General features: G+C 70.0%; 17 protein-coding genes. 14 read left to right on the top strand and 3 right to left on the bottom strand.

Features of this window, described 5'->3' with window-relative positions; translation table 11 throughout:
• Positions 1–5 precede the first annotated feature (5 nt).
• The 10 genes from Amac_RS23540 to Amac_RS23585 all read left to right on the top strand — a co-directional run bounded on the left by Amac_RS23540 (position 6) and on the right by Amac_RS23585 (position 13,503).
• Complete coding sequence (locus tag Amac_RS23540) at positions 6–1,610, top strand: AMP-binding protein (protein WP_155356556.1); 1,605 nt, start codon at positions 6–8, stop codon at positions 1,608–1,610.
• On the top strand, positions 1,607–2,770 hold the full coding sequence (locus tag Amac_RS23545) for a CaiB/BaiF CoA transferase family protein (RefSeq protein WP_155356557.1): 1,164 nt from the start codon (positions 1,607–1,609) through the stop codon (positions 2,768–2,770). The genes Amac_RS23540 and Amac_RS23545 overlap by 4 nt, the downstream gene beginning before the upstream one ends.
• Positions 2,767–3,948, top strand: a complete 1,182-nt coding sequence (locus Amac_RS23550) for a cytochrome P450 (RefSeq protein WP_155356558.1) — start codon at positions 2,767–2,769, stop codon at positions 3,946–3,948. The genes Amac_RS23545 and Amac_RS23550 overlap by 4 nt, the downstream gene beginning before the upstream one ends.
• Positions 3,945–4,571: a PaaI family thioesterase gene (locus Amac_RS57390; protein ID WP_155356559.1), complete on the top strand. Its 627-nt coding sequence runs from the start codon at positions 3,945–3,947 to the stop codon at positions 4,569–4,571. Before Amac_RS23550 ends, Amac_RS57390 begins: the two co-directional genes overlap by 4 nt.
• 72 nt (positions 4,572–4,643) lie before the next feature.
• Complete coding sequence (locus Amac_RS23560) at positions 4,644–6,602, top strand: acetoacetate--CoA ligase (protein WP_155356560.1); 1,959 nt, start codon at positions 4,644–4,646, stop codon at positions 6,600–6,602.
• A 37-nt stretch (positions 6,603–6,639) separates the two neighbouring features.
• Entirely contained in the window at positions 6,640–8,163 is a 1,524-nt protein-coding gene (locus Amac_RS23565; protein ID WP_246268605.1) for an AMP-binding protein, read from the top strand.
• Positions 8,164–8,210: 47 nt separating this feature from the next.
• A complete protein-coding gene (locus tag Amac_RS23570; protein WP_170322609.1) occupies positions 8,211–10,232 on the top strand; it encodes an acetate--CoA ligase family protein in 2,022 nt (673 codons plus the stop codon).
• A complete protein-coding gene (locus Amac_RS23575) occupies positions 10,229–11,359 on the top strand; it encodes an FAS1-like dehydratase domain-containing protein (RefSeq protein WP_155356562.1) in 1,131 nt (376 codons plus the stop codon). The genes Amac_RS23570 and Amac_RS23575 overlap by 4 nt, the downstream gene beginning before the upstream one ends.
• 25 nt (positions 11,360–11,384) lie before the next feature.
• The gene (locus Amac_RS23580) at positions 11,385–12,434 is read left to right on the top strand and encodes a zinc-dependent alcohol dehydrogenase (protein ID WP_155356563.1); all 1,050 of its coding nucleotides are present in this window, start codon (positions 11,385–11,387) and stop codon (positions 12,432–12,434) included.
• A gap of 4 nt (positions 12,435–12,438) precedes the next feature.
• The gene (locus tag Amac_RS23585) at positions 12,439–13,503 is read left to right on the top strand and encodes an AlbA family DNA-binding domain-containing protein (protein WP_155356564.1); all 1,065 of its coding nucleotides are present in this window, start codon (positions 12,439–12,441) and stop codon (positions 13,501–13,503) included.
• On the opposite strand, the gene Amac_RS23590 is transcribed toward Amac_RS23585, so the two are convergent.
• The 3 genes from Amac_RS23590 to Amac_RS23600 all read right to left on the bottom strand — a co-directional run bounded on the left by Amac_RS23590 (position 13,500) and on the right by Amac_RS23600 (position 15,608).
• Positions 13,500–14,105: a helix-turn-helix domain-containing protein gene (locus Amac_RS23590; protein WP_170322610.1), complete on the bottom strand. Its 606-nt coding sequence runs from the start codon at positions 14,103–14,105 to the stop codon at positions 13,500–13,502. The genes Amac_RS23585 and Amac_RS23590 overlap by 4 nt on opposite strands.
• 79 nt (positions 14,106–14,184) lie before the next feature.
• Positions 14,185–15,414: an NAD(P)/FAD-dependent oxidoreductase gene (locus Amac_RS23595; RefSeq protein ID WP_155356566.1), complete on the bottom strand. Its 1,230-nt coding sequence runs from the start codon at positions 15,412–15,414 to the stop codon at positions 14,185–14,187.
• Complete coding sequence (locus tag Amac_RS23600) at positions 15,411–15,608, bottom strand: ferredoxin (protein WP_155356567.1); 198 nt, start codon at positions 15,606–15,608, stop codon at positions 15,411–15,413. The genes Amac_RS23595 and Amac_RS23600 overlap by 4 nt, the downstream gene beginning before the upstream one ends.
• A 181-nt stretch (positions 15,609–15,789) precedes the next feature.
• On the opposite strand from Amac_RS23600, the gene Amac_RS23605 reads away from it, so the two are divergent.
• From Amac_RS23605 to Amac_RS23620, 4 genes are read left to right on the top strand one after another with little or no spacing between them, the layout of a single operon-like run.
• On the top strand, positions 15,790–16,989 hold the full coding sequence (locus Amac_RS23605) for an aromatic ring-hydroxylating oxygenase subunit alpha (protein WP_155356568.1): 1,200 nt from the start codon (positions 15,790–15,792) through the stop codon (positions 16,987–16,989).
• Positions 16,990–17,023: 34 nt separating this feature from the next.
• Positions 17,024–18,319 carry a M24 family metallopeptidase gene (locus Amac_RS23610; protein ID WP_155356569.1) on the top strand — a complete coding sequence of 432 codons (1,296 nt, stop codon included), beginning with the start codon at positions 17,024–17,026 and terminating at the stop codon, positions 18,317–18,319.
• On the top strand, positions 18,309–19,361 hold the full coding sequence (locus tag Amac_RS23615) for an MBL fold metallo-hydrolase (RefSeq protein ID WP_246268606.1): 1,053 nt from the start codon (positions 18,309–18,311) through the stop codon (positions 19,359–19,361). Before Amac_RS23610 ends, Amac_RS23615 begins: the two co-directional genes overlap by 11 nt.
• Complete coding sequence (locus Amac_RS23620) at positions 19,358–20,539, top strand: CaiB/BaiF CoA transferase family protein (protein WP_155356570.1); 1,182 nt, start codon at positions 19,358–19,360, stop codon at positions 20,537–20,539. The genes Amac_RS23615 and Amac_RS23620 overlap by 4 nt, the downstream gene beginning before the upstream one ends.
• Positions 20,540–20,615 lie beyond the last annotated feature (76 nt).

Genomic DNA, 20,615 nt, shown 5'->3' on the forward strand with positions numbered 1-20,615 from the left:
GTTCTATGTCCGACTTCCTGGACCGCACCCTGACCGGCATGCTGCGCAAGCAGGCGGAGGCGGCGCCCGAGAAGGTGGCCCTGACGATCGTCGGCGAGGATCTCACCTACGCCGACCTCGTACGCCGATCCGACGCCATGGCACGCGGCCTTCAGCAGCTCGGCGTCGGACATGGCTCCGTAGTCGCCGTGCTGGCGGAGAACTGCGCCGACCAGGTGGTCATCCAGTTCGCGACGGCCCGGCTGCGGGCCATCGAGGTGATGATCAACACCGCGTACCGTGGCGTGTTCCTGTCGCACCAGCTCCGGGTGAGCGGCGCCGAGGTGATCGTGGTCGATGACGCGCTGGTGCCGACCGTGCTGGAGATCCTCGGCGAGGTGCCCTCGCTCCGCCACCTCGTGGTGCGGGGTCACCAGAAGCCCGGCGTCCCCGGTGTGACGGTGAGCACCATCGCCGAGCTCCGGAACTGCGACGACGGGCCGCTGTCTCTGGTGGATCCCCGGTGGACCGACCCGTCGACGATCACCTTCACGTCCGGCACGACCGGCCCTTCCAAGGGCGCCACGATGACCCAGAACTACCTGTGCAACTTCGCGGAGATCGAAGCGCAGATCTGGTACCGAAGTCCCGAGGACACCTTCTACTCGTGCGGGCCGCTGTTCCACCTCGCGGCGAAGGGCATCGCCGTGCTGGGCGCGATGCGACGCGGCGTGCGCTGCGTCCAGGACGAGCGCCTGAGCGTTTCCGGGTTCTGGCGGCGGATCAGGGAGGAGAACTGCAACGCGACCCTCATGCTCGGCTCCGTGGCGATGCTGCTGTGGACCCGGGAGCCGTCCGACGACGAGGGCATCGACACCGTCGTGGGCGTGCCCGCGCCGCCTCCATCGCTGCAACCGGCGATGGAAGAACGCTGGAAATGCAAGTTCGAGAGCGTGTACGGCCTGAGCGAGGCGGCCCCACTCTCGCGCACGGGCCCGGACATCCCGTTGCGACCGGGATCGTCGGGAAAGATCGTGCGGGAGTACTTCGACGTGCGCATCTTCGACGACAACGACTTCGAGCTGCCGCGCGGCGAGATCGGCGAGGTGGTCGTCCGGCCGATGCAGCCCCACTCGATCTTCGAGGGCTACTACGGCGAACCCGAGGCGACGGCCCACAAGTTCAGAAACCTGTGGTTCCACACCGGTGACCTGGGCCGCATCGACGAGAACGACTACTTCTACTTCGAGGACCGCAAGGACGACTATCTGCGGCGGCGCGGCGAGAACATCTCGTCGTACGAAGTGGAGACGGCGATCATTCGCCACCCGGCGGTGTTGCAGGTCGGTGTGGTGGGCGTACAGAGCGAGATGGCCGAGCAGGAGGTCAAGGCCAGCGTCGTGCTGAGGGACGGGGCGACCCTCGGCTACGAGGAGTTCATCGAGCACTGCGTCGCGACCATGCCGTACTTCGCCGTCCCCCGGTACGTGGAGTTCGTCGGCGAACTGCCGTTCACGCCCAGCGGCAAGATGCAGAAGGAGAAGATCCGGGCGGCGGGCACGGCCGGATGCTGGGATCGGGAGCAGGCGGGGATCCGCCTCAGCGGGAAATCCCGAACGGTGACCGCATGAACGGGCCCCTGGCAGGGTTGCGTGTCGTCGAGATCGGTTCGATCGGCCCCGGGCCGTTCTGCGCCATGATGCTCGCCGACATGGGCGCCGAGGTGATCCGCGTCGACCGCCTGGACGGCGGCGGACCGGTGGGGCCGAGCAGTGACCATGCGCACGAGCTGATGAATCGCGGTCGGCGTTCGGCCGGCGTCAACCTGAAGCACCCACGTGGTCCCGGTGTCGTGCTGCGCCTCGTCGAGCAGGCCGATGTGTTGATCGAGGGTTTTCGCCCGAGGGTCGCCGAACGCCTGGGGATCGGACCGGAGGTGTGTCTCGCCCGCAATCCTCGGCTGGTTTACGGCCGGATGACCGGCTACGGCCAGGAGGGTCCTGGTGCGGATACGGTCGGCCATGACCTCAACTACATCGCCGCCAACGGTGTGCTCAGCATGATCGGCCGGCGTGGGCAGCCGCCGACGCCACCGCTGAACCTCGTCGGCGATATCGGCGGAGGCGGTCTCATCCTGGCGTTCGGCCTGCTGGCCGCGCTGTTCGAAAGAACAGAGTCAGGTCGGGGTCAGGTCGTCGACGCGGCCATGGTGGACGGCGCCGCCGTACTGGCGACGCAGTTCTTCGGCTGGGTGCAGACCGGCGAATGGTCGCCCGATCGGGGCACCAACATGATCGACAGCGGCGCGCCCTACTACGACGTTTACGAGACCGCTGACGGCCGCTGGCTCAGCGTCGCCGCCGTCGAGCCGCGCTTCTACGCCGCCCTGCTGAAGCTGTTCGAACTCGACGCCGCGGACCTGCCCGACCGGGACGATCCGGCGACCTGGCCGGTGCTGAAGGAGACCTTCGCCGCCACCGTCAGGAGCCGCACGCGCGCGGAGTGGTGCACTCTGGCCGTCGGCCTGGACGCGTGCGTGGCCCCCGTCCTGGGCCCTGAGGAGGTGGAGGCGGACGAGCACCTCAGCGCCCGGGGCACCTTCGTCCGCGCGGACGGTGTTCTGCAGCCTGCCCCCGCGCCCCGGTTCAGCCGTACCCCGGCCCGGTTGACCCGGCCGCCCGCCCGCCCCGGCGAGCACACCGCCGAAGCGCTGGCCGACTGGGGGTTCTCCGCCGCCGACGTCGCGGATCTGCAGGCAGACAAGGTCATCGGGAGAGGAAGAGACCAATGAGTGCTTTCGACGGCTTCGACCTCTACGACCCCGGCTACCTCGCCGACCCCGAGTCGATCTGGAAACCGATGCGGGACCGCTGCCCGGTGGCCCACACCGACAGTCGCGGCGGCGCGTGGATGCTCTCCCGGCACGGCGACATCTGCGCCGTCGCCCTCGACCCCGAGACGTTCTCGTCCCGAGCGGGCGAGGTCACCGGGCCGGTGCCGGCGCCCGGGCGGGAACTGAAGATCCCACCCGTCAGCTCCGACCCGCCGGACCACGCACGCGACCGCAAACTGCTGATGCCGCTGTTCAGCAAGGAGGCGGTCGCCGGGCTCGAACCGCTGACCCGGCGCACGGCGCGCGAGCTGGTGGCGTCGATCGTGACGTCCGGCGGGACGGTCGACGCGGTCGAGGAGTACGCCCGCGTGATCCCCGTCGTGGTGACCACGAAGATGCTCGACCTCCCCCCGGCCGACGAGGCGTTGTTCCGGCAGTGGACGCTCCGGATGCTCAAGGACGGCGCGCAGGATTACGCGATCAGGGCGGAGGCCGTCCGAGCCATCCAGGGCTACTTCAGGGACCGGCTGCGATCTTCGGCTTCGGGTGGAGTCATGGGCCACCTGCTCCGCAAGCGGGCCGAGGGCGAACCGCTGAGCGACGAGCGGATCGTCGGCATGTGCTTCCTCATGCTCATCGCCGGGATCGACACCACGTGGAGCGCCCTGGGCTCGGCGTTGTGGCACCTGGCCACCCACGCGGAGCATCGACGCCTCCTGGCCCGCGGGCCCGAGCTCATCCCCAACGCCGTCGAGGAGTTCCTGCGCGTGTACGCCCCCGTCACCATCGGCAGGGTGGTCACCAGGGACGCCACGCTCGGCGGCCGCACCCTCCGCACCGGCGACCGGGTGGTGCTGCCGTGGGCTGCGGCCAACCTGGACCCCGCGGTCCACCCGGCGTCGGGCGAGGTGCACATCACGGCAGAACGCCCGCGTCACCTCGCGTTCGGGCTGGGCATCCACCGCTGCCTGGGCGCCCAGCTCGCCCAGATGGAACTGCGCGTCGCGCTCGAGGAGTGGCTCACCCGGATCCCGGAGTTCGATCTGGTGTCACCCGAGGTGTCCTGGAGCGGCGGCAACACCCGCGGTCCTGAGTCCCTCCTGGTCCGGATCCCGTCGTCCGCGGCCGTGCGATGAGCGCTGCGGACGGCGTGCGCGAGCACTACAACCTGTGGCTCGGCCGGCGCCAGCCGCCCGGCACGGAGGATCCCGACTTCACCCGGCTGGCCGACGCGGTCCGCAGGCTCCAGGACCAGTTCACCGCGTCCCGCCCGCCACCGGCGCTGGCGGCCCACTCGGCGGACACCATCGAGGACCTGGTCGCCGCGCTGGCCGGGTACCAGGTCGGGGAGCCCGACCAGGTGGCCGGCCGCCAGTTCGCCGCGGTCGGGCGAGGCCAGACGTTCGTGCCACCGGTGGAGATCGACACGTTCGACGGCGACTCCGTCACGGCCCGGGTCTCCTTCGGACGGTTCTACCTGGGGAGCAACGGCGCAGTACACGGCGGGGCGATCTCGCTGCTGTTCGACGACCTGCTCGGCCAGGTGGCCAACGCGCCGGGGAAACCGCGCTCCCGGACGGCGTCGCTCAGCGTGGACTACCGGCGCGTCATTCCCCTCGAGACCGAGCTGACCGTCACCGCGCACACGAGCAGGGTCGAAGGGCGCAAGGTGTTCGTCAGCGGAGCCCTGCGATCCGACCGGCACCTGCTCGCCGAGGCGGAGGGCCTGTTCGTACGCCTCCTGGCCGACCAGCAGTAACTGTGACGGTTGACACATCTGAATTCACAATGCAAGGCTGCACCCACAGTACAAAGAAGGAAGTGATGCCCGATGGACGGCGATGTGCTGTGGACGCCGCCGGCGGACGCCAAGCAGCGGACCAGGATGGGTCAGCTGATGGAGCGCGTAGCCGAGCGCTACGGCGTCGACCTGGACACCTACGACGCCTTCTGGCAATGGTCGGTGGACAACGTCGGGACCTTCTACGCCGAGCTGGCCGAATTCGCCGGGGTCCGATTCGACACGCCTCCTGAGACCGTGCTCACGACCCTCCGGGTCCCTGACGCCGAATGGTTCGTCGGGGCCACCCTGAACTACGCCGAGCACGTGTTCCGCGGCATGCCGGAGGGCACGGTCATCCGCGCCGTGTCGGAGGCGCGCGGCAACCACGACGTGACCGCCGACGAGCTGCGCGCCATGGTCGGGCGCATCCGCCGGGGCCTGGTCGAGATGGGGGTGGGCAAGGGAGACAGGGTCGCCGGCTACCTGCCGCACATCCCGGAGACGATCGCCGCCTTCCTCGCCGTGGCCAGCCTGGGCGCGATCTGGTCGGTGTGCCCGCCGGAGTTCGGCGTGAACAGCGTCGTGGACCGGCTCAGCCAGGTGGCGCCGAAGGTCGTCATCGCCGTCGACGGCTATCGCTTCGGCGGCAAGGACTTCGACCGTGGCGACCTGGTGCGCGAGATCCTGGCCGCGCTGCCGAGCGTGGAGACGGTGGTGTGGCTGCCGTACCTGCGACCCGACCGCCGGCCGGAGGGCATCAGGACGTGGGACGATGTCTTCGCCGAGCCCGGTGAGGTCGAGTTCGAGAGCGTCCCCTTCGACCACCCGCTGTACGTACTGTTCACCTCCGGCACGACAGGCCTGCCCAAGGCGGTCCCCCATTCGCACGGCGGTCCGTTGCTGGAGCACCACAAGTGGCTGGGCCTGCACGCCGACGTCAGCCCCGGGGACCGGTTCTTCTGGTTCTCCACCACGGGCTGGGTGGTGTGGAACATCAGCATCTCCGCGCTGACGGCCGGCGCTTCCATCGTCGTGATGGACGGGAGCCCGACCCACGGCGGGCTCGACAAGCAGTGGCGGATGATCGGTGACCTCGGCATCACCCACTTCGGCGCGTCGACGGCGTTCGTACTGGCCTGCAAGGAAGCGGGCATGACGCCGGGCAAGGACTTCGACCTCGCGCCGATGCGGGTCGTGCTGGTCGGCGGATCGCCGTTCCCGCCCGAGGGCTGGGAATGGTTCTACCGCGAGGTCCGCGACGACATCCTGGTGGGCTGCTCCAGCGGAGGCACCGATGTGGCGGGGACGTTCATCGGGGGCTCCCCGTTGGTTCCGGTCCGGTCCGGGCGTCAAGCCTGCGTGTACCTCGGCGTCCGGGTCGAGGCGTGGGACGAGGCGGGCAAACCTGTCATCGGTGTGCCCGGCGAGCTCGTCGTGACGACACCGCTGCCGTCGATGCCCAAGGCGCTGTGGGGGGACGACGGGGCGACCCGGCTGCGGGAAACCTACTACCACAACTTCCCGGACGTCTGGGACCAGCAGGATTGGGCGATCTTCTACGAGGACGGCTCATGCGCGGTGATCGGCCGATCCGACGCCACCCTGAACAGAGCCGGGGTACGGCTCGGCCCCGCCGAGTACTACGCCGCGCTCGAACCGATGCCGGAGATCCATGAGAGCGTCGTGGTGCACGTCCAGACGCGCTCCAGCAAGGACGGCGAGCTCATGCTCTTCCTCGTCCTCGCGGACGGAGCCCGGCTCGACGAGTCTCTGGCAAAAAGGATCAAGGCCGAACTGGCCAGGCGACTGTCGCCGCGGCACGTGCCCGACGTCATCCAGGCCGTCCCGGACCTGCCCAAGACCCTCACAGGCAAGCGCCTGGAGGTCCCCATCCGCCGGATCCTGGAAGGCGCCGATCCGGACACAGTGACCAGTCGTGGCACCCTGGCCAACCCCGAGGCGCTCAGTCCGTTCGTGGAACTCGCCAGGCAGCGGGTAAGGACCTGACCCGGTGGACCAACTCGGGTTCGAGCCCTTGACCCCCGTGGCTTTCATTCAGCGCTCGATGCACGTGTACGGCGAGAACATCGCGATCGTCGACGGCGACCGCACCTTCACCTACGAGCAGTTCGGGGCACGCAGCCTCGCGCTGACCGGCGTGCTCGCGGCGTACGGCGTGCAGCCGGGCGATCGGGTGGCCGCGCTGTGCACCAACAGCCACGTGATGCTCGAACTACATAACGCCGTCCCGATGCGCGGCGCCGTGCTCGTGCCGCTGAACATCCGGCTCGCCGTGGACGAGCTGGTGTACATCATCGATCATTCCGGCGCGCGCCTGCTGGTCGCCACGGACGACCTGGCCGCCGTCGCGCGGGAGGTGTGCGAACGGACCGGCACCCGGCTGCTCGTCGCCGGCGAGACGCCGGACGAGTACGAATCCGCCCTGGCCGGCGCCGCGCCGGTGACGGTGCCCGTCGACGACGAACGGGCCCTGCTCGCCATCAACTACACCAGCGGCACGACCGGACGGCCCAAGGGCGTGATGTACCACCACCGCGGCGCGTACCTGCAGGCGCTGGCGATGGCATTCCACGCGGGGCTCAGTCCGGACAGCCGGTACCTGTGGACGCTGCCGATGTTCCACTGCAACGGGTGGTGCTTCACCTGGGCGGTCACGGCGTCGGGCGGCACGCACGTCTGCCTGCGTACCGTGGATCCGGCGGTCATCTGGCGCCGGCTGCGTGCCGACGGCATCACCCATCTGAGCGGGGCGCCCGCGGTGCTGCGGCTCATCGCCGACGCCGACGGAGCGGCCGGGCCGCGGCTCGCGGCGACGGTCAGCGTCGGCACCGGCGGCGCTCCGCCCTCTCCGGCGCTCCTGCGGCGGTTCGAGGCGCTGAACATGTCGGTGCAGCATCTCTACGGTCTCACCGAGACCTTCGGGCCCATCGTGGTGAACGACTGGCAGAGCCGGTGGGACACGGGCTCCCCGGAGACGGTGGCCAGGCTGAAGGCGCGGCAGGGCGTGGGGAACGTGATCGCCACGCCGGTCCGTGTCGTCGACGCCGAGGGACAGGACGTGCCGGCCGACGCCCGGACCTCGGGCGAGATCGCCGTGCGCGGCAACAACGTCATGCTCGGCTACTACCGGGACGCGGAGGCGACCGCCGCGGCGGTCCCGGACGGCTGGTTCCGGACCGGAGACCTCGCGGTCCGCCATCCCGACGGGTACATCGAGATCACCGACCGCCGCAAGGACGTGATCATCTCGGGCGGCGAGAACATCGCCTCCGTCGAGGTCGAGCGTGTCCTCGACGGCCATCCGGCGGTGCTCGAAAGCGCGGTCGTGGGGGTGCCGGACGAGCGCTGGGGCGAGGTACCGGTCGCCTACGTGAGCGTTCGTCCGGAATCCGCGGTGTCAGCCGAAGAGCTGGCGGCCTTCGTGCGTGCGCACCTGGCCGGGTTCAAGGTTCCGAAGGCCTTCGTCTTCGGCGAGATCCCCAAGACCTCGACCGGAAAGCTGCAGAAGCACCTCCTCCGAGGACGAGCACGCGATGATTTGCACTGACAGTACAAGTATTGTACTGTGAATGAATGCATACGGTGGAGAGAAACGTGCGACTGGAGGGGAGCGCCTTGGTCGAGCTGCTGGCTCGACCGGCCAGTGTCGCCGTGGTGGGCGCGTCAGCCGACCCTCAGCGGTTGTCCGGCCGGCCGCTGGACTACCTCAAGCGGCTCGGGTACGCCGGACGGCTCTACGCCGTCAACGCGCGGGCCGACCTCCCCGATGTCACCACGGTGCGGACCCTGCTCGATCTCGAGCCTGGCTCGGTCGACGTCGCCCTGGTGGCCCTGCCCGCGCCGGGAGTGGTCGCCGCGCTGCGGCAGGCCGAGGAGATCGGAGTCCGGGCCGCGGTCGTCATCGCCAGCGGCTTCGAGGACCGCGACGGGCCGGCTCGCCGGGACCTGGACCGCCTGGCCGCCTCGAGCAAGCTGCGGATCATCGGCCCCAACTGCGTCGGGACCGTGGGGGTCGCCGCGTCGTCGTACCTGACCTTTTCCAGCGTGCTGCTGCAGGACCTGCCGCGGCCGGGCAGGATCGGACTGGTCACCCAGAGCGGCGCCCTCGGTAACAGCCTCCTGCAGAGCCTGATCCGGCGGCACGTGGGTTTGAACCAGTGGTTCAGCACGGGCGACGAGACCGGCACCGGCGCCATCGAGCTCGCCACCGGGCTGCTGGAGCTCCAGGACGTGGACGCTGTCGGAATGTTCCTGGAGGGCGTGACAGACCGGCACTGGCTCGGCCCGCTCGAGTCCGCGCTCCGCTCGACGGGCAAACCGCTGTTCGTGCTCAAGGCGGCCCACAGCGAGAGCGGGCGCATGGCGGCGGCCGGGCACACCGGTCGCGTCGTCGGATCGGCGGACGCGTCGGAGGCCATCCTCGCGCACGCGGGCGTCCGGCAGGTCGCCAGCCTCGCGGAGCTGGCCGACGCGCTCGTGGTGGCCGGGGTGAACCCCGGACTGCCGCGTGCGGAGCGCCCGTCGGTGTCCCTGGTGTCGGTTTCTGGCGCCGCCGGTGTGATTGGCGCCGACCTGGTGGCTCAGGACCGTCGGCTGCGCATGGCCGAGGTCACCGGCGAGAACCTTCCGCTGGACGGGCGGTTGCACCCCCAGAACCCGCTCGACGTGCCGTTCATCAACGAGACCGGGGTCTTCACCGACGCCGTCACGACGATGAGCACCAGCCGGTCGGTGGACATCGTGGTCGGCGTGGAATCCTCGCTCGCGCACGACCGCGAGGAACTCGTCGCGAAGGTGGTCGCCGCCCCACCCGCCGCGCCGGTCGTCCTGACCTCGCTGTCCGAGGACGACACCATGCCCGCGCACCTGACCGAAGCGCTCCGCGGCGCGGGCATCGCCTACCTGCCGACGGTCGACCGGGCGGTACGCGCGATCGCGCTGTGCGCCGCCGAGAACACCGAGCCGGACACCGTCCATCCGAGTTCATCAGACCTTCGCGGGATCGAGTGGGTGGCCGGCCGTCTTCCCGACGACCTGCCCTGGGTTCGCTGGCGGATGCTCGCCGATGAACCGGCGGTGCCTCCCTACGTCGTCAAGGCCGCGGGCCGGACGATCCTGCACCGTACGGAGCTGGGAGCCGTGCGCATCGTGCGGACCGCCGAGGAGGCCGCCGAGGCGGTCGACGCGGTCCGGGCGGTGTGCCGCCAGTACGACGACGCCGTGATGGTGCAGGACATCGCGCCGGACGGCTTCGAAGTCATGGTCTCCGTGGCCGACGATCCGGAGTTCGGGCCGGTGGCCTTCGTCCGTCCCGGCGGGACCCTGGCCGAGCTGATGTCCGGCCAGGCGGTGATCTGGAGCGGCTGGCCGGAGCGGCGCCGGCTCGAGGTGTTGCGCGGCTCCCGGATCGGCGAGCTGCTGGTGTCGTACCGCGGCGGAAAGCGCTACGACGTCGAGGAACTGTCCCGCGTCGTGTCCCAGGCGCTCGCCGCGGTCGCGGGTGACCTGGAGTTCCTCGAGCTCAACCCGGTCATCGTGCACGAGACCGGGGTCAGTCTCGTGGACGCGGCCGGCCGGCCTCGCCCCAACAGCCCAGAAGGAGCGGCATCAGCATGACAGCTGCGGTCAACTTCGACCTGATCTCCGACCTCACGGAGGCGGAGATCGCGCGGGTCACCTCGCTCGAGGGAACGCCGATCAGGATCGAGCAGTGGAACCACGAGGCGTCCTGGGACTCGGTACGGCACTACACCTGGGGTCTCGGCGACGACAACCCCCTCTATTGCGACCCCGCGTACGCCGAGGCGACGCCGTACGGAACACTGATCGCGCCCCCGACCTTTCCGTACACCGCCTTCGACGGCGCCATCGGAGCGGGGCTGCCCGGCGTCCAGCCGGTGTACGCGGGCACCGACTGGACGTTCCACCGGCGGCTCAGGCGAGGCGATCGCATCATCGCGTCCGCCACCCTCGGCCCGGTCGTCCGCCGGTCCGGGCGCAACGCGGCCAGCATGGTCATCCAGTCGGCGCTCTGCCGCTACGAGAACCAGGACGGCGAGCTGATCGCCGAGTCCGTCGCGCGCACCTTCCGGATCCCGCGCCGTGCCGCGACCGACGGGCTGTCGTTCGAACCCCGCGACGAGACGGTGTGGTCCGACGCCGAACTCGACGCGATCCGGTCGGAGGCGGTGTCGGAGTACCGCCGGGGGCCCGAGGCGCTGAGCGGCGTGGCGGTGGGAGATAAGGTGCCCGCCGTCGTCAAGGGGCCCATCGGACGCATCGACATGACGGCGTACTACGCCGGATGCCCGGGGAGCCCTGGCTACAAATCCGTCGAGCTCGCCTGGAAGTACCGCGAATGGGCGCGCACCGATCCGCAGCGGCTGCCGTCCAACTATGACCCGTCGTACTTCTGGGAGCGGGTGCTCCCGAGCATCGGCCACCAGGACGCCACCGCGGCCCGTGAGCTCGGCATGCCGGGGGCCTACAACAACGGTCCGCAACGGGTCGGCTGGTTCGCCCACTGCGTGTCGAACTGGATGGGCGACGGTGCGTTCCTGGCCGGCCTGAACGTCAGGCTCACCCATCCGGAGATCTTCGGCGACGTGGTCCGCATCAGCGGTACGGTCACCGAAGTGGCCGGGACGACGTACACCCTGGACCTGACGGCGACCAACCACCTCGGCGAACGGACCGCGTCCGCGACCGCCGTGGTCGTCGCCGACGACTACGGCCGGGCGTGACGGCTCCCGATCCGGAAGGACGACCATGAAGGCGCTGCGCGTGACCCGGGGCGAGGCGGGCGCCCGCCTTGTCGATGTTCCCGTCCCCGTGCCGCGGGACGACGAGGTCCTCATCCAGGTCACCGCGGCCGGACTCTGCGGCACCGACGTGCAGGCCGCGTTCCGCCCCGAGGCACGGCTGATCACCAGGCCGGAGCTGACCCTGGGACACGAGCCCGCCGGCCGGATCGTCGCCCTGGGCGGGGCGGTGCGCGGCTGGGCCACCGGTGACCGGGTGGCCGTCTCCTCGATCGTCATCTGCGGGCGCTGCCACCTGTGCTCCCAGGGGATGAGCGAGATCTGCGCGCGCGGCTCGATCATCGGCCTGAACCACGACGGCGCGGTCGCCGAATACATGACCGCTCCGGCCGTCAACCTGGTCCGCCTGCCCGACGCCGTGACCGATGAGGTGGGCGCCATCCTGACCGACGCGATACCGACGCCGTTCCACGCGCTGTACCAGCGCGGGCGGCTGCAGCCCGGGGAGACCGTCGCCGTCTTCGGCGTCGGCGGGCTCGGCCAGCACGCCGTGCAACTGGCGAAGGCGTTCGGCGCGGCTCGGATCATCGCCGTCGACATCAGGGCGGAGCAGCTCGAGCACGCCCGGTCGCTGGGGGCCGACCATGCCTTCCGCGCCGACGACGAGCAGCTCGGCGACCGGATCCGGGAGGCCAACGGTGGCCGCGGCGTGGATCTGGCGGGCGTCTTCGTCGGCTCGTCGGCGGCGATCGCCGCGGCGTTCCGCTCGGTGGGCAAGGGGGGCCGCATGGTCGTCGTCGGGCTCACCGACGACGACCTCGTCCTGCCGCCCTCGGCGGCCTTGGCCCGCCGGGAGATTTCGATCATCGGCTCGGGCGGATTCCGGCTCGACACGATCGAGCAGCTGGTGGCGCTGGTGGCGGCCGGTCGGCTGGACTTCTCCCGCTCTGTCTCGCACGTGCTGGGGCTCGACGAGGCGGAATCGGCCCTCGACCTGCTCCGGGGCCACGACGGCTCGGTCCGGCGGGTGGTCGTGGCGCCGAAGGGGGAGGATTAGGGCCATGATGACTGGTACGACCGCCGGCGCGATCAAGGCGGGCATCGAGAGGTTCCAGCTCGCCGACCGCCCGGACGTGGCCGTGCTGTACCCCGATGTGTGCTTCGCCTCGATCGAGGCGGTCGGCGAGGTGACGATCTCCCTGCTGGTCGACTCCGTGCTGACCGGCTGGCATCCCGAGTCGCAACTGGCGCCCTTTCCAGTCGCGTCGCTGGTGGTGTCGCGGGACTCCGCCGCACAGTTTCACCCGGAGCTGAGCAACCGCGACCCGGTTGAGATCCAGGTGTGGGCGGACGGCCGGGTCACGGTCGAGGTCGAGTTCCAGGGTTCCGACGTGGAGACGGCCGGCGAGCAGTGGCGGTCCACCGCGCGCGACGTGCTCGCGGAGTGGGCCCGGGAATCCGGCGCCGAGCTGGTGTCGGTCTTCAACGACCGGTCCCGGTCCCTGCCCGATGTGTGGAACGCCACGTTCGCCGTACCCACCGAGGATCGGACCGTCCGCGACCTCGTCGACCTGGGGACCCGCGCGCTGCGCACGGCCGAGCTGTCGATGACCGGGTGGGGTGCGGAACAGGACGTCCGGCGGCTGCTCGCCGACGGTGACGCCCACGCGGTGCTCGGCTGGCCGCCCTCCGCCGTCCTCGAACTGCGGGCGGCCCTGCCCGAGGGCGCTGGCGAGCTCGACTTCGCGGCCGACGTGTGCGCCTTCGCCAACGGGGTCCGAGGCGGGACGATCATCGTGGGCGTCGCCCGCGAGCCGGGCGACCAGCGGGCCCGGCTGATTCCCGTCGACGGCGACGAGGGACCGGCCCTCCTCCGTCGCATCATCGAGGAGCGGGTCTTCCCGGTCCCGGAGCGGCTGTTCGTGCACCAGGTCGGCAACATCCTGGTCGTCCGCGTCCCGCCGCAGGACCGGCTGGTCAGTCCATTCCTGCTCCGCGTCGCGGTGCCCGGCCTGGAGGCCTTCGCGGTCGTCGAACGGTACGGCGTCGAGACCAGGGCGCGGAGCGCGGCGGCGCTGCACACCGCTCTCGCGGTCGGCACCGCGGCGCTGCTGCCGAGAGATTAGAACGTCGGTGGCGTGATCACCCAGATCGCGACGAGGTCCTCGTCACCGACGCTCTCCCAGGAGTGCGGGCGGGTGCTGGGGAAGTAGATCGCGTCCCGGGGGTTGAGCACCCACTCGTTGCTGCCGACGGCGAACTTCATGGCGCCGGAGATGACGACACCGCATTCCTCGCCCTCGTGGACGTGCGGGTGCCCGCCGCTGCCCTGCCCCGGCGCCGCCTCGACCCAGATGATCTCCATGCTCTTCTGGAGGTTGGGCGAGAGCAGTTCGTTGGCGATCTGCGTTCCGGGATACACGATGCGTCGTCGCTCCCCGGCCCGGAGCACCGCGACCTCGTCGTCGGCGGTGGTGTGCTGCTGGCCGGCCGTTTTGGGGACGGCGTTCTCCAGCAGTTCTCCCACGCTGAAGCCGAGCGCGCTGACCAGGGACTTGAGACTGGACAGGGTGGGGTTGGCGACACCGCGTTCGACCTGGCTGACGAAGCTGGTGGAGACCCCGGCCCGTTCGGCGAGCTGGGACAGGCTCATCCGCTGCGCCTGACGCCGCTCCCTGATGAGGCCGCCGAGCGCGACGGCGTCAAGGCCGTCGTCTCCCTGTTTCATGGCGGCGACGCTATCGTATGGGCGGCCATTCGAACGCCGCGTCACCGAGCGCGCAGGGGGTGTGCGACGACTGGCCATCTCAGGCTCCGTACGCGATCGGGCCTGGCGCCGATGGCAGCAGGCGTCCGGCAAGGTGGGCGGCCAGCTGGCTCATCGGCTGGCCGGTGGCGAGGGAGCGACGACCGCGCACGGCGACCTGCGGCCAGTTGACCGTGAGCACGCCGCACAGCTCGTCATCCCGCGCCCAGAGGACCGCGAATCGGTCCCCGTCTTTCACGAGCTGGTGGTGAGAGCCGGTCCACGGAGTTCCGGCGATCTGGATCTTCCAGTCGTACTGGTTGCTCCAGACGTAGTCGAGCGAGAGGTGTTCGCGGGGGGATTCCGGATTCAGGATGTTGTGGGCCACGACTCCCGCCTGCTCTACCGCGCTGGTCCAGTGTTCTGACCGCAGGAGAAGCTTACGCGCGGGATGCCACCAACGCGCCGCGTCGCCTACCGCGTAGACGTTTGTCGCGTTCTGGACCCGGCCACCGGCGTCGCAGACGACGCCGGAATCGACGGCCAGTCCGGAGCCGGCCAGCCACTCGGTGTTGAGTTCGGTGCCGAGACCGGTAACGGCCACGTCGGCGGCGATCGTGCTGCCGTCGCCGAGGCGCGCGTGGAGCCGGCCGCCGCGCTCCGCGAGCTCATCGATCGTGGTCCCGAAGTGGGTGTCGACCCCGTGGCGCCGGTGCAGATCGACGAACAGCGAACCGATCTCGGCGCCGAAGTGCCGCGCCATCGGCACCTCGGCGATGTCGACCAGGTGCACCTCGATCCCCAGACCTCGGGCGGCGGAGGCGACCTCGGCTCCGATGAATCCGGCCCCGACCACCAGGACCGAGCGGGCACGCCGGAGAGCGGTCCGCAGGTTCATCGCGTCCTCCCAGCAACGCACGTCCAGAACCCCGGGCAGGCCCTGCCATGGCGAGGTTCTCGCCCGCGCGCCGGTGGCCACCACGAGTGCCTCCCGGTAGCCGAGCGAGCTCCCGTCGGAGAGAGCGACCTCGCGGCCGGTGACGTCGAGGCCGGTCGCCGCGACACCGAGGGTGAGCTCCAGCCGGAGGTTCTTCGCCTCCTCGGCCGTCAGCAGCGACGGGAAGACCGGTTCGTCCGCCAGCAGCACATCCTTGGACAGTGGTGGCCGGTCGTACGGGAGGTGCCGTTCGCGGTCCACGATCGTGATGCCCCCGGCGTACCCGCTGGCGCGCAGCCGCTGGGCGGTGCGGACGCCGGCGACGGAGCCGCCGACGATCAGGACGCCGGTCACGTGCTCTCCAGCTGGAGCGCGGAGACCGGGCAGCTCGAGACGGCCAGCTCGACCCGCTGGAGGTCGGCCGCCGCGACATCCGGGCGGACCAGGCGCACGACGCCGTCCTCAGTGAGTTCGCAGTAGTCGTCGGCCTCGAAGACGCAGTTGCCGTAGCCCTCGCACAGCTCGAGGTCGACGGTAAGTCGGATCACCCGTGCTCCCCTCTCGTGATCATACACCACGAGTGCTGATGGATTGAATTGCAAGTACAATCCGTGTCGCTACCTATGCCCGTCTAGGGGAGTTTGACCTTGACACCCACAACGCGCGAGTGAAAGCATACACCATGAGTGTAAACGATCAACGCCGTTTCTCGGCGGGAAGGGAGCGTTCGTGACCACCGAGACCCAGTCACCGAACCGCCGTTCTCCCCGGCAGCGCCACTCCAAGGCGGTCGACGTGGCGCGACGCGGCCTCTCCCTGGTGATGAACCACTCGAACGAGCAGGCCGACGCGGTCTACGAGCAGCCCGCGAGCCGGTACCTCGACCTGGACCGGTTCGAACGGGAGAAGCGGGTGCTGTTCCGCGAGCGGCCGGTCTTCGCCGGGCTCAGCGTGGAGCTGCCGACCCCAGGGTCGTACAAGACCCTCGACCTGCCCGGCTGCCCCCTGGTCATCGCCCGCCAGGCGGATGGCTCGCTGCGCGCCTTCGTCAACGCCTGCCTGCACCGCGGCGCCAACGTCGCCTACGACGCCGGGTCGGCGCGGACCTTCGTCTGCAAGTTCCACGGCTGGGCCTACAACCTGGACGGCACGCTGCGCAAAGTACGCGGCGGGGACAACTTCGGGCAGCTCGACCCCGGGTGCACCGGGCTCGCGCAGGTCGCGGTGGCCGAGAAGTACGGGCTGATCTTCGTGCGCGGGACGCGCCTGGCCGAGGCCCCGGAGCCGATCGACGTCGACGAGGTGCTGTGCGGGCTCGGACCGCAGTTCGCCGAGTGGAGCCTGGAGATGGACCTGTCCGCGCCGGCCATCCACCCGCCGGTCGTCACCGCGTCGAACTGGAAGCTGGCCGTCGACGGCTATCTGGAGCCGTACCACTTCGCCTCGCTGCACAAGACGACCGTCGCCAAGTACAACAACTCCAACCAGGCCACCGTCGACATCCACGGGCCCCACGTCATGAGCGGCTTCCTCGGCCGCAAGATCAATGAGCTCGCCGAGATCGACGAGGGCGAGTGGCCCCTGATGCGCCACGTGCAGCTCATCTACTTCCTGTTCCCCAACGTCATCCTGTCGGTCATGCAGGATCACGTGGAGTATTCGCTGATCCTGCCCGGCCGGTCGGTCGCGGAGAACGTGATGCACCACAACTACTTCGCCTACACCGACTGGGCGAACGAGGACGTGCACCACAAGCGCTTCCACAACACGCAGTGGATCCTCACCGCCGAAGACATCCCGATGGCCGAGGAGTGCCATCGCAACATCGCCCAGGGCGCCATCGACAAGTTCTACTTCGGCCGCAACGAGCCCGCGTTGCAGCACTTCCACAAGACCATCGAGACGGAGTTGGCCGCGGCCCAGCACTGACCGGCCCGACCACCTCCGCCCAAGGGAGATCCACGTGTCACAGCACCCCCACCCCAACCACGTCCCGGCGCCCCTGCAGTACGCGGACAAGCTGCACTTCGGGCCGACGACCAACGACACCCACGAGGGCATCGACACCAACCGGATGCGCGAGCAGCGTGCCGCCCGGATGCGGGCGATCATGCGCGCCGCGAACATCCCGGCACTGCTCGTGACGGGCGCGGAGAACGTCCGGTACCTCTGCGGTTTCTTCTGGTCGGAGTTCCAGCTCCAGGCAGGCTACGCGCTGTTCTTCGTGGATCATCCCCCGGTGGTCTTCGCACCGGCGGGCTCCTATCACCAGATGCCGGACCAGGCCCCGTGGATCCCCGAGTGGCGGATCGCGCGTACCTGGCTGGAGGGGCCGGTGCCGGAGTCGGCCGCCGAGGCGGAAGCCAAGCTGTTCGCCGACGGGATCGCCGCGGAGCTGAACGAGCGCGGCCTCGGCCGGGAGCCGCTGGCCGTCAGCGAGTTCGGCGAGCGGGCGGTGTCCGCCCTGATTGGCATGGGCATCGAGGTACGTCCGGGGCTGCCGCTGCTCATGGAGAGCGCCCGCATCAAGACGCCCGACGAGATCAACTGCCTCAAGATGATCGCCTCCATCAGCTCCTCCGGCTTTCATCGGGCGCTGGAGACCCTCCGGCCGGGCGTCCTGCAGAGCACGGTCGCCAAGGAGGTCAAGCGCGCCGTCGAAGACGGCGGCGCCGAGTTCGGGGCGTCGAAGGTGATGGCCGGCCCGCTGGCGTTCGAGCGCGGCATCAGCAGCAGCGACCGGCGCATCGAGTACGGCGACCTGGCCTACGTGCTCACCTGCGGCAGCTCCTACCTCGGCTACACGGCGTGCCTCTACCGGCAGTACATCGTCGGCCGCCGCCCGACCGCCGAGGAGTCCGGCTGGTACGACACGCTGCGGGACCGGCTCGACTCGGTGATCGGCGAGCTGCGGCCCGGGGCCAGCACGGCCGACGCCGCCAGGCACTTCGCGCCCGCGAGCAAGTGGGGTTACACCGACGAGGCGGAGCTGCTCACCATCGAGTTCGGGCACGGCATCGGCCTGGTGAACGCCGGGTCGCGGTTCGTGCACTACAACCCGCCGATCATCAACCGGCAGTGGTCCTTCGAACACCCGGAGGAGATCCAGCCCGGCATGGTGATCGCGGTCGAGGGGATCGAGGGCGTGCACCGCAAGCAGGGCGTGCGTCTTGAGACGATGGTGGTGATCACCGAAAACGGCCCGGAGGCGATCGACTTCTACCCGCGTCACGAGATTCTGGCCGCCAGTGTCATCTGAAACGGCGGTGGCCGCTCGCGCGGGGTCGTGGTCCGAGCCGGGCGCCGAGCTGGTGGCGCCCGGGGTGCACCGGATCCCGTTGCCGCTGCCGGACGAGCTCGCGGCGGTCAACGTCTACGCGCTGGAGCGCCCTGACGGGCTGACGCTGATCGACTCGGGTCAGGCCCTCCGGCGCGCTCGTGACGACCTGAAGGACGCGCTGGCGTCTCTCGGGTACGCCCTCGGCGACGTGCGCGAGTTCCTCATCACCCACGCCCACCGCGACCACTACACCCTCGGTCCCCTGGTGCGCCGCGACCACGGTTCGCGGGTGCGCATCGGGATCCGCGAGGCGCCGGCGCTCGCGGCGGTCGGCAATCCGGACTGGCCCGCGTACGTCTCCCAGCTGGCGCTGCTCCGGGCCAACGGCGCCGAGGCCCTCGCCGACGAGATCGGCGATGACGCCAGGGCGCAGGGAATCGCGGCCCATCAGTGGGAAGCCCCCGACTCCTGGATCGTCGACGACGAGATCATCGAGGTCGGCGAACGACGGCTGCAGGCCATCCCGACCCCCGGCCACACCCAGGGCCATCTTGTCTTCCATGACGAGCAGGCGGATCTGCTCTTCGCCGGTGATCACGTGCTCCCGCACATCACCCCGTCCATCGGCCTGGAACCGGTCCCCGGACGATCGCCGCTGCGCGACTTCCTCGGGGCGCTGCGCCGGGTGCGGCGGCTCCCGGACGCGCTGCTGCTGCCGGCGCACGGCCCGGTCTCGCCGTCCTCCCACGCCCGCGTCGACGAGCTCCTGCGCCATCATGACGAGCGACTCCGCAACACGCTGGCGGCCGTGCGTGCGGGGCGTACGACCGGGTTCGAGGTCGCAGCCAAGCTCCCCTGGACCCGGCGGCAGGCCGCCCTCGACGAGCTGCCGGTCTTCCACCAGATGCTCGCGGTCGTGGAAACGTCCGCACACCTGGAGCTTCTCGTCGAGCAGAACCTGCTCACGCAGACCTTCGACAGTGGCGTCGTCACCTACGTCTCCCGGGAGGCTGAGCAGTGAGTCTCCTCGACGGGATGCGGATCCTGGACCTGTCGACATTCTCGCCGGTTCGATTCGGCACCACCGTGCTGGCCGATCTCGGCGCCGACGTCATCCAGATCGACCGGCCGCGCTCCTCGTACCCGGACGACGTGCCGATGCTCACCTCCATCGAGCATCCGCGCTGGCTCTGGCACAGCCGCAACAAGCGGAGCATCGGCCTGAACCTCAAGCACGACGGGGCCCGACAGGTGCTCCTGCGCCTCGTCGAGGACGCGGATGTCGTCATCGAGGGCTTCGCACCCGGCACGGCCGCGCGACTCGGCCTCGACTACGGTTCACTGACCAAGGTGAAGAAAGACCTGGTCTACGCCTCCGTGACCGGCTTCGGGCAGACCGGTCCGTACGCCGGTCTTGGCGGCCACGAGATGAACTATCAGGCGATGGGAGGGGTTACCGCAGCCATGGCCGCCGCCCACCGGGGCGACCCGGCGATCCTCCCATTCCCCTTGAGCGACTCCGTCGCGAGCCTGTACGCGGCTGTCGCGGTGCTCGCCGCCGTCCACCGGCGGGACCGCACCGGCCTCGGCGCCTGCGTGGACATCTCGATCCAGGATGCCGTGGTCTCGCTCTTCGGCTACGACGCGCAGTACTTCTGGCAGCAGGGCATCACCGACCCGTCGGAGATCGAGGAGCTGGGCGGCTCCCCGGCGAACGGCGCCTACGCCACCGCGGACGGCAAGGCGGTCGTTCTGGGCGCGGTGGAGCCCTCGGTGTGGCAGCGGTTCTGCGCCGCGGTCGGGCGGCCGGATCTCGAAACGGCGCTGCTCGCGCCCGAGGAGCACGAACGGGTGCGGTGCGAGCTGGTGGCGATCTTCGCCCAGCGGTCGCGGGCGCAGTGGCAGAAGGTCGGCGAGCAGGGCGGACTGGGCCTCACGCCGGTGCTCTCGCTGACCGACCTGCTGACCGATCCGCATATCGAACATCGTGGCCTGGTCAACGAGGTGGAGCACCCGACGCTCGGCTTGGTGCGGCAACTCGCGACACCGATCAACGTGGACGGCGGAATGCCGCCCTCGCGGTGGTTCGAGGTCCCGGGTGGGCATACCCGGGTTCTCCTGGACGAACTCGGCATCGACGAGTCCGCGCGAACCGCTCTCTACAAAGCCGAAGCGGTGTTCGACGCCGAGCAGCCGTAGTACCCGTAGTACTGGAGAGCTACCCGGGAGGTGCGCTCCCCAGCGGGAGGCCGACCACGAGGGGGGATCCGTAAGT

The sequence above is a fragment of the Acrocarpospora macrocephala genome (genome assembly GCF_009687865.1).
GTDB lineage: Bacteria > Actinomycetota > Actinomycetes > Streptosporangiales > Streptosporangiaceae > Acrocarpospora > Acrocarpospora macrocephala.

What these genes read in the sequence shown, in the direction of transcription:
- Amac_RS23545 (WP_155356557.1), top strand. Translation starts at nt 1,607, where the DNA reads ATGAACGGGCCCCTGGCAGGGTTGCGTGTCGTCGAGATCGGTTCGATC.
- Amac_RS23585 (WP_155356564.1), top strand. Translation starts at nt 12,439, where the DNA reads ATGATGACTGGTACGACCGCCGGCGCGATCAAGGCGGGCATCGAGAGG.
- Amac_RS23550 (WP_155356558.1), top strand. Translation starts at nt 2,767, where the DNA reads ATGAGTGCTTTCGACGGCTTCGACCTCTACGACCCCGGCTACCTCGCC.
- Amac_RS23560 (WP_155356560.1), top strand. Translation starts at nt 4,644, where the DNA reads ATGGACGGCGATGTGCTGTGGACGCCGCCGGCGGACGCCAAGCAGCGG.
- Amac_RS57390 (WP_155356559.1), top strand. Translation starts at nt 3,945, where the DNA reads ATGAGCGCTGCGGACGGCGTGCGCGAGCACTACAACCTGTGGCTCGGC.
- Amac_RS23580 (WP_155356563.1), top strand. Translation starts at nt 11,385, where the DNA reads ATGAAGGCGCTGCGCGTGACCCGGGGCGAGGCGGGCGCCCGCCTTGTC.
- Amac_RS23575 (WP_155356562.1), top strand. Translation starts at nt 10,229, where the DNA reads ATGACAGCTGCGGTCAACTTCGACCTGATCTCCGACCTCACGGAGGCG.
- Amac_RS23540 (WP_155356556.1), top strand. Translation starts at nt 6, where the DNA reads ATGTCCGACTTCCTGGACCGCACCCTGACCGGCATGCTGCGCAAGCAG.
- Amac_RS23590 (WP_170322610.1), bottom strand. Translation starts at nt 14,105, where the DNA reads ATGAAACAGGGAGACGACGGCCTTGACGCCGTCGCGCTCGGCGGCCTC.